Annotated in this window: 10 protein-coding genes; 7 read left to right on the top strand and 3 right to left on the bottom strand. The window is 63.0% G+C overall.

The features are described 5' to 3' along the window. From MOV76_RS37270 to maiA, 4 genes are all read left to right on the top strand, one after another. A partial coding sequence (locus MOV76_RS37270; protein ID WP_247266440.1) for an invasion associated locus B family protein occupies positions 1-472 on the top strand: 472 nt, incomplete at its 5' end. 433 nt (positions 473-905) lie between these two features. After that, the gene (tldD, locus tag MOV76_RS37265; RefSeq protein ID WP_018245088.1) at positions 906-2321 is read left to right on the top strand and encodes a metalloprotease TldD; all 1416 of its coding nucleotides are present in this window, start codon (positions 906-908) and stop codon (positions 2319-2321) included. A gap of 16 nt (positions 2322-2337) precedes the next feature. Beyond that, positions 2338-2829, top strand: a complete 492-nt coding sequence (locus tag MOV76_RS37260; RefSeq protein WP_247266439.1) for a GNAT family N-acetyltransferase — start codon at positions 2338-2340, stop codon at positions 2827-2829. A 22-nt stretch (positions 2830-2851) separates the two neighbouring features. After that, positions 2852-3493, top strand: a complete 642-nt coding sequence (gene maiA, locus MOV76_RS37255; protein ID WP_168332206.1) for a maleylacetoacetate isomerase — start codon at positions 2852-2854, stop codon at positions 3491-3493. A gap of 65 nt (positions 3494-3558) precedes the next feature. Here the strand turns inward: maiA and MOV76_RS37250 are convergent, their stop codons facing one another. Further along, positions 3559-3876: a pyrophosphatase gene (locus MOV76_RS37250; protein WP_168332205.1), complete on the bottom strand. Its 318-nt coding sequence runs from the start codon at positions 3874-3876 to the stop codon at positions 3559-3561. 82 nt (positions 3877-3958) lie between these two features. Then, positions 3959-5242: a D-alanyl-D-alanine carboxypeptidase family protein gene (locus tag MOV76_RS37245; protein WP_247266438.1), complete on the bottom strand. Its 1284-nt coding sequence runs from the start codon at positions 5240-5242 to the stop codon at positions 3959-3961. 262 nt (positions 5243-5504) lie between these two features. Between MOV76_RS37245 and MOV76_RS37240 the strand changes: the two genes are divergently transcribed. Then, on the top strand, positions 5505-6542 hold the full coding sequence (locus tag MOV76_RS37240) for a polysaccharide deacetylase family protein (protein ID WP_130715750.1): 1038 nt from the start codon (positions 5505-5507) through the stop codon (positions 6540-6542). Between the two features lie 5 nt (positions 6543-6547). Here MOV76_RS37240 and pdxH read toward each other — a convergent pair whose 3' ends face one another. Then, positions 6548-7168, bottom strand: a complete 621-nt coding sequence (pdxH, locus tag MOV76_RS37235) for a pyridoxamine 5'-phosphate oxidase (RefSeq protein ID WP_247266437.1) — start codon at positions 7166-7168, stop codon at positions 6548-6550. A gap of 65 nt (positions 7169-7233) precedes the next feature. Here pdxH and MOV76_RS37230 point away from each other — a divergent pair, with 65 nt between their 5' ends. Together MOV76_RS37230 and MOV76_RS37225 are read left to right on the top strand one after the other, a co-directional pair. Beyond that, positions 7234-7692 (top strand): RT0821/Lpp0805 family surface protein, encoded by a 459-nt coding sequence (locus tag MOV76_RS37230; protein ID WP_018245082.1) that lies wholly within the window; start codon positions 7234-7236, stop codon positions 7690-7692. A 274-nt stretch (positions 7693-7966) separates the two neighbouring features. Next, on the top strand, positions 7967-8387 hold a 421-nt coding region (locus MOV76_RS37225; protein WP_247266436.1), incomplete at its 3' end, for a J domain-containing protein.

The raw sequence follows: 8387 nt of genomic DNA, 5'->3' as shown, positions 1-8387 counted from the left end.
GAATGTCGAACAGGTGACGCCCGGCCAGACGCAGCCGCCGGCGCCCGGCACGGTAAAGTCCAATCATGGCGCGTGGTCCGTCGTCTGCGACAAGCCGGCCGGGGCTGCGACCGAACAATGCGCGCTGATGCAGAACGTCATCGCCGAGGATCGGCCTGAGGTCGGGCTTTCCGTCGTTGTCTTGAAGACGGCCGACCGCAAGTCGAAGATCCTGCGCGTGCTGGCGCCGCTCGGCGTGCTGCTGCCGAACGGCCTCGGGCTCAATGTCGACGGCAAGGATATCGGCCGCGCCTATTTCGTCCGCTGCTTCGCCGATGGCTGCTACGCCGAGGTCGTGCTCGAGGACGAGCTACTCAAGACCTTCCGCAGCGGCGCCCAGGCAACCTTCATCGTCTTCCAGACGCCGGAAGAAGGCATCGGCATCCCCGTCGACCTCAAGGGCTTCGCCGAAGGCTTCGACGCCCTGCCGTGATGCGCAGGCTAGTCGCGACGTCTCGATTCCCTCTTCTCCCCAGCGGGGAGAAGGTGCCCGTAGGGCGGATGAGGGGGCCGGCGAAGCCGGTCTTTTCAACAAAGCCCATGCGAGCTGCGACCGCGCTGGCACCGCCTCGACTGTGCTCAGGGTCTTGAGAGACGGCGTTATCGTTGGCGTACCGGGAACAGGGTTTACGTGAAGGATCTGCCGTGCAGCCCCCTCATCCGCCTGCCGGCACCTTCTCCCCGAGGGGAGAAGAGATTGCGCCGCGCCCTCTCCGTTCCCCGCCGGCTCATCGCATGGTACGTTCCGTCTCGCCACATCATCCTGCCCAACAAAGAATAATTCGACGGCGGGGCTTCACTCCTTAATATGTGGAGCCCTATCTAGGGAGTAAGTGCACTCCTGAACGCATGCTTGGAGCCATACCATGACCACCGATCTCCTGACGCTTTTCGATGCCGATGAAGCCACGATGCGCAAGCACGTGGCCGAGGCTCTGTCCGGCGCCGATGATGGCGAACTGTTCATCGAGCATGCGCAGGCGGAAGCGCTGACCTTCGACAATGGCCGGCTGAAGGGCGGCAGCTTCAACACCGAACAGGGTTTCGGCCTGCGCGCCGTTGCCGGCGAAGCGGTCGGCTATGCCCATGCCGGCGATCTCTCGGTGGCGGCGTTGAAGCGGGCGGCCGATGCCGTCGGCGCGGTGACGCGCGGCTATTCCGGCTCCTATGCGGCAGCGCCCCAGGGCACCAACAAGAAATTCTACAGCGACGAGAACCCGATCGGGCAGCCGAGCTTCGAGGAGAAGGTCAAGGTCCTGCAGGACATCGACGCCTATCTCAGGGGCAAGGATGACAAGGTGCGGCAGGTGACGGCCTCGGTCGCCGCAAGCTGGCAGGTCGTCGATATCCTGCGTGCCGACGGACACCGCGTCCGCGACATCAGACCGATGACGCGCATCAACATCTCGGTCATGGTCGGCGAAGGCGATCGGCAGGAGAGCGGCTCCTATGGCAGCGGCGGGCGCATCGGCTTCGGCGATTTCATTGCCGAAGGCAGCTGGCAATACGGCGCCGACGAGGCTCTGCGCCAGGCGCTCGTCAATCTCGAGGCGATCGATGCGCCGGCGGGCACGATGGACGTGGTGCTCGGCTCCGGCTGGCCGGGCGTGATGCTGCACGAGGCTGTTGGTCACGGGCTGGAAGGCGATTTCAACCGCAAGAAGACGTCGGCTTTTGCCGGCCTTCTCGGCCAGATGGTCGCCGCTCCCGGCGTCACCGTCGTCGATGACGGCACGATCGACAATCGCCGCGGCTCGATCACCATCGACGACGAGGGCACGCCGTCTGCCTATAACGTGCTGATCGAAAACGGCAAGCTCGTCGGCTATATGCAGGATCGGCAGAATGCCCGGCTGATGGGCATGGCGCCCACCGGCAACGGCCGCCGCCAGGGCTATTCCCATGTGCCGATGCCGCGCATGACCAACACCTATATGCTCGGCGGTGACAAGACGCCCGAGGAAATCATCGCCTCGGTGAAGAAGGGCATTTATGCCGTCTCCTTCGGCGGCGGCCAGGTGGATATCACCTCCGGCAAGTTCGTCTTCGGCTGCACCGAGGCCTATCTGATCGAGAACGGCAAGGTCGGCGCTCCGATCAAGGGCGCGATGCTGATCGGCAACGGTCCGGACGCGATGAAGCGGGTGTCGATGATCGGCAATGACATGAAGCTCGATACCGGCATCGGCAATTGCGGCAAGGCCGGCCAGTGGGTTCCCGTCGGCGTCGGCCAGCCGCATCTGCGCATGGATCAGGTGACGGTCGGCGGCACGCAGACCTGAGGCGAAAGGACCCGTCATGGCGGACGTCGAAATCAGAACCTTCACCGCCGATGACGCCGATGCCGTGCTTTCGGTGATCCTGCCGATCCAGCGCGAAGAATTCGGCATCGATATCACCGTGGATGCGCAGCCGGATCTCCGGGTCATCCCGGATTTCTATCAGTCCGGCCAGGGGCAGTTCTGGGTCGCCGTCAAGGATGGCGCCATTGTCGGCACGGTCGGGCTCAAGGATATCGGCAACAACCAGGCGGCGCTGCGCAAGATGTTCGTCGCCGCCGAGGTTCGCGGCCGCGAGCATGGCGTGGCGGCGCGGCTTCTCGATCGGCTGTTTGCCCACGCCAGGGATGCCGGCCTCACCGATATCTTCCTCGGCACAACCGACAAGTTCGTCGCCGCGCATCGCTTCTACGAGAAGAACGGCTTTACCGAGATTGCCAAGAGCGCCCTGCCCCGCTCCTTCCCGCTGATGGCGGTGGACAGCAAATTCTACCGCCATAAGGTCGGCTGACTTAAGCTTCGGGAAGATCGTGATGCGGCTGATTTCGCGATGGCAGAATTCGGCGGGTGAACGGGTGCGGATTGCGCTCAAACTCAAGGGTATTGCCTACCGCTATGTGCCTGTGAGCTCGCTGGAGCCCGGCGAGTATCGCCGGCTCAATCCGCAGGGGCTGCTGCCAGCGCTCGATATCGGCGGCGGCCATGTCGTGCCGCAGTCGTCAGCGATCCTCTCCTATATCGAGGAGACCTATCCCGATCCGAGCCTCCTGCCCGAGGATCCCGCACTGCGCGCCGAGGCGAGAGGTTTTGCCGCCCATATCGCTTCGGAAATGCATGCTCTGACAGTTCAGCGCGTCCGGCATTTCCTGCGCGATGACCTCGGCGCTGGCGAAGCGGAGGTGAAACGCTGGCTGGCGCACTGGCTGAGCCTCGGCTTTACCGCGCTCGAAGAGACGCTCGTGCAGCGTCAGAGTCCGTCGCCCTTCTGTTTCGGCAATCGTCCGGGCTGGGCCGAGCTTCATCTCATTCCGCAGATGAGCAGTGCCCGCCGTCTCGGCCATGATCTGACGCCCTACCCGCTGCTGCTTGCGGTCGAGCAGCGGTGTGTGACGCTCGAAGCCTTCCGGACGGCAAGGCCGGAGGCGCAGCCGGATTTTCCGAAGACGGACGGCTAAGCCGAAACTGCGTCACATTGAATATGCCATTCCCGAAAACCGCCGGCACTTTCGGCCGACATGCATCAGCTCTTCGGCACCTCCGCCGGCCGAAACAGCCACTTCCGTTCGATCGCGGCAGCAAGATCGAGATCGTTGTGACGGGCAAACAGCAGAAGATGGCCGAGAACGTCGGCGGTCTCGTCAGCGAGGTCGCGCTGCATGTCTTCAGGCGAGCGGCCCTTCGCACGGCCGCGGCCGGTCAGCCGGTTCCATGCCTGGGTCAGTTCACCCATTTCCTCCTGCAGCTTCAGCAGGAACCAGTCGGCATCACGCTCGATGTTGTTGGCAGCGACGTGAACAGAGGATGAGATTTCGAACTGGTCGGCAAGATGACGCAACATGGGCGTTCTCCTTTTGTTTATGGAGGAGACGCTGATTCCCGATGCTTGTCCAGAGTGAATTGCCGCAGTGCTGAGGCGGCGATCAGCCGCGATCCGGCAGCAGCATGCAGTCATAGGAGCGCTGCTTCAGCGCATCGCAGGCCGAGACGGCGGCATCCTTGCTGGCGAAGCCGACGAAGCGGGCGCGATAGATCTTGTTGGCCCCCTGCCCGACCGCCTCGGTATAGGGCGAGGCAGAAACGAGCGGCGCACCGGCTTCCGACTTCGCCTGGGCGAGAAGCGCGCGCGCCGCATCGGCGCTAGGGGCGGCCGAGATCTGGATCTGCCAGTCGCCATTGGCCTTCTCTGCTGATGTCTTTGGCGTCTTGCCGGCGCTCAGGATCTCGTCCATCGCGACGGGACGATCCAGGGGCACGACGGCGTCGTCGGCATAGGCCAGGCTCTTGGCTGCGAGATCGTCGGCCGGGCGCGGTGCATTGAGCGGCACTGGAACATCGGACGCGTCAGCGGCGGACGCGACTTCGACAGTTTCTTTCGCGCCGACGCTCGCCACCAGCTTTGCGCCGCCGGAGGACGAGGCACGGCCGAGATAACGGTCGAGCAAACCAGCCATCTTGTCGTCGCGGCTGCGGGCAGTGCGGCCGCCGAGCACGACGCCGACCACGCGGCGGTTGCCATCCCTGACGGCGCTGACGAGGTTGAACCCGGAAGCGTTGGTATACCCCGTCTTGATGCCGTCCATGCCCTGGTAGCGGTACATGAGATTGTTGTGGCCGCGCACGGTTTGGCCGCGGAAATTGAAGCTTGCCGTTGAAAACAGCCGGTATTCGTTCGGATAATTCTTCATCAATGCGACAGCGAGTGTCGACATGTCACGCGCCGTCGTGACCTGGCGGCCGTCCGGCAGGCCGGATGCGTTGACGAAGACGGTGCGGCTCATGCCGAGCTGGCGGGCTTTGGCCGTCATCACCCGGGCAAAACCGCTTTCCGAGCCGGCGAGCTTTTCGCCCATGGCGGAGGCGGCATCATTGGCCGATTTGACGATCATGCCATAGACCGCCTCGCGCACGGTGATCGTGCCACCCGCCTTGACGCCAAGCTTGGTCGGCGGCCGTGCGGCGGCGTATTTCGAAATCCTGATCGGGGTGTCCCAGGCGATCTTGCCGCGCTTCAACGCCTCGAAGGTGAGATAGAGCGTCATCATCTTCGTCAGCGAGGCCGGATGGTTCAGCGTATCGGCGTTTTCGGCGGCGAGAACCTTGCCGGTACGGGCATCGAGGATCAGCGAAGCATTGCCGGCAAGGGCCGCAAGAGGCGCCGAAACGGCAAGCGTTACGGTCAAAACAGCCGCCAAAAGCTTTCTCATGCACTTTCCCCTCATACCCTGGCCCCTCATACGCTGGCCCCTGATGCGCAGCCCTCGATGCGGGCTCCCGGTCAGACCGGCATTTGTGCCGTAATGTGACAGAAGCCGTAAGTTTGGCGCGACTTTGAGGCAACGCCTATCATTTTTCTAGTCTTTTCATTGCCTTGGTTAACAGGAAATCAAAGACCTGTTCCGAACAGGGATTCAGCAAGGCTTAAGTCGCACTTGCTAGTTTCCAGCAAAGGCAAGGGACGGGCGCCGCATGACGGGACAATTCAAGCGACTGGCAAAACGCGCAGCGATCGGCGCCGGGCTCGAGGTTTCCTGGCTGCTCGCCTCGGCCGGGCTGATGCGCGAAGCGCGCGGGCGCGGCGTCGTCTTCACGCTGCATCATGTCCGCCCGCACGTGCCAGAGGCCTTCGAGCCGAATGCGCATCTCGAAATCACCCCCCGTTTTCTCGATGCGGCGCTGCGGCGGCTGCGGCGGGAGGGTTATCGTTTCGTGCCGCTCGGCGAGGTGCCGGCGCTGCTGGCGGAGCCCGAGGGTGGAGCGCCGTTTGCTGCCTTCACGCTCGACGACGGATACAGCAATAATCTGGAACATGCGCTGCCGGTGTTCGAGCGGCATCAAGCGCCGTTCACGGTATTCGTCGCCAAGGGTTTTGCCGAGGGCTCCCACAGCATCTGGTGGGAGACGCTGGCGATCCTGTTACGCCAGGTGCCGGAAATCCGCTTCGATTTCGGCCGCGGCATGGAGCGCTTGGTGCTCGACAGCTCGCAGCAGCAATGGCATGCCTTCGACCGCTTCGCCGCCTATATCCATCGCTCCGACGAGGCGCGCGCCGTCGCCGCCATCGATCTGCTGGTGCGGGAAAACGGCATCGAGCCGACGGATATCGTCCGCGAACTGGTGATGGGACCCGGCGAATTGCAATGGCTGGCGGCACATCCGCTCGCAACGCTCGGCGCCCATACGATCAGCCACCGCGCGCTGGCCCGGCTGCCGGAAGCCGAAGCACGAATAGAAATGCAGGCTTCGGCCGATTACCTCGAAGCGGTGACCGGTATCCGTCCCGAGACGATCGCCTATCCCTATGGCACGCCGGACGCTGCGACCGCCCGCGAGGCGCGCATCGCTCGCAATCTCGGCTTTACCCTCGCGGTTACCACGCAACCCGGGCGGCCGGCAGCGAAGCTGACCGGTTATCTCCCACGCATTTCGCTCAACGGCTTCTACCAGAAGCGACGCTACGTCTCGGCGCTTGCCTCCGGCATACCGCTGAAGCTGATGGGCAGATAAGCCCGTTACGGATACATCCGCACCTTGTCCCATTCGCCTTCCGGTGATGGCCGGCGGAATTCGATCCGGTCGTGCAGGCGGAATTTCTGGTCCTTCCAGAATTCGATCGAGGTCGGCCGGATGCGGAAGCCCGACCAGTGGGCGGGGCGCGGAATCTCGCCGATGGCATAGCGCGCGGTATATTCGGCCACCGCCTTTTCCAGCGCGAATCGGCTTTCGAGCGGACGGGATTGTTTGGAGGCCCAGGCGCCGATGCGGCTGCCGCGCGCGCGTGTCTTGAAATAGTCGTCCGCTTCGGCATCGGTGACGATCTCGACGGGGCCGCGCAGCCTCACTTGGCGGCGCAGGCTTTTCCAGTGAAAGCACATGGCAGCCTTTTTCTGTCCAAGAATTTCGCGGCCTTTCTGGCTCTCGAAATTGGTGTAGAAGACGAAACCGTTGTCGTCGAATCCCTTCAGGAGAACCATGCGGACATTGGGAAGACCATCCTCATCGACCGTTGCCAGCGCCACCGCATTGGGGTCGTTGGGCTCGGACGCCTCGGCTTCTTTCAGCCATTCGGCAAAGAGCTTGAAGGGTTCGCCACTTTCGGTAAAGTCACCGCTTGTTAACTCGTTTGCCGACATATTGGTTCAAATGCCCCGGATTATTCAAAACTCGCCCAGCTTTTGATAACTGGACAGGATGCAGGGTGGAAGTCATAACAAAGTCATCTCGCCATACAAAGGGCCTGCGGCGACGCAGCCGCGCGTTCTTCGTCATCAGCACCGCGATGTTATCGCTTTCCGGCTGCGTCGGCGGCGGTATGGATTTCTTGAGTGACGCCAAGGTCGACCGGTCGGTGGCAACCGGCACCGTGCCGCAGACACCGCCGAGCACCGACACGCTTTCCGACGAGATGACCGTGCGCAATGCCGTCACCTCGGCGGATGTGCAAAGGCTCGAGGGCCAGCCGCTTCCCTGGGCAAATGCATCGACGGGCAGTGCCGGCGTCATCGATACGATCGTCGAGAACAACGAGTCCGGCCAGGTCTGCCGCCAGTTCCGCACGACCCGACATTCCTATGTCGGCATCGCCAAATTCTACGGCAAGACCTGCCTCGTCGGCGGCGGCAACTGGCAGCTTCTGAGTTTCCAGCCGGAGAGCTGATCTTCCCAAGTTAGTTCAAAATGTTACAGCGTCCCTTTGCGCGTTCGAAAGACGCGGGGCGCCGCCACCAACAGGTTAACGCGCGGCCGCTTTCTGCCCAATGCTTAGCAAAGAGCTAACCATTCGCCGCGAAACACCCCACATGTCTCCACAGAAATAACAAGTGATTAGCAACTCCGCCGCAGGATCGGCGTTGAGAGTGGTTCTTCCTGCCTTTGTGGCGGGTGGCGCCACACACGTTTTATTGGACGGGGATGCCGGGCAAGGACGAGGCTTGCCGCATCGCAACACCGGCGGTTTTGACATGCGCGATCCTTATAAAATTCTGGGCGTCAGGCGCGACGCGGCAGTAGACGAGATCAAGGCGGCTTGGCGCAACATGGCCAAATCAGCCCATCCCGACCACAATCAGGACGATCCGACAGCTACGGCCCGGTTCGCCGAGATCGGCCGCGCCTATGAAACGCTGAAGGATCCGCGCAAGCGCAGCCTGTTCGACAATGCCCTGCGGATGGCCGAAGCCAAGAAGCACGAACAGACGATCATGCAGCAGCGCCAGGCCGCCCGCGAGGCGGCCGTGCGCGCCAAGGCGGCGCAGGCTAATGCCGAACGCGTGATGGAAGAATTGGCGCGCGCCGCACAGAAGGCTGCCGCCGACGGCCCCAGGCAACAGGCAGGTTCCGCTGAGGCCGCCG

The organism is Rhizobium sp. PRIMUS64 (genome assembly GCF_023006465.1).
Taxonomy (GTDB): Bacteria; Pseudomonadota; Alphaproteobacteria; order Rhizobiales; family Rhizobiaceae; genus Rhizobium; species Rhizobium leguminosarum.
This window is presented reverse-complemented; position numbering and strand designations above follow the sequence as displayed.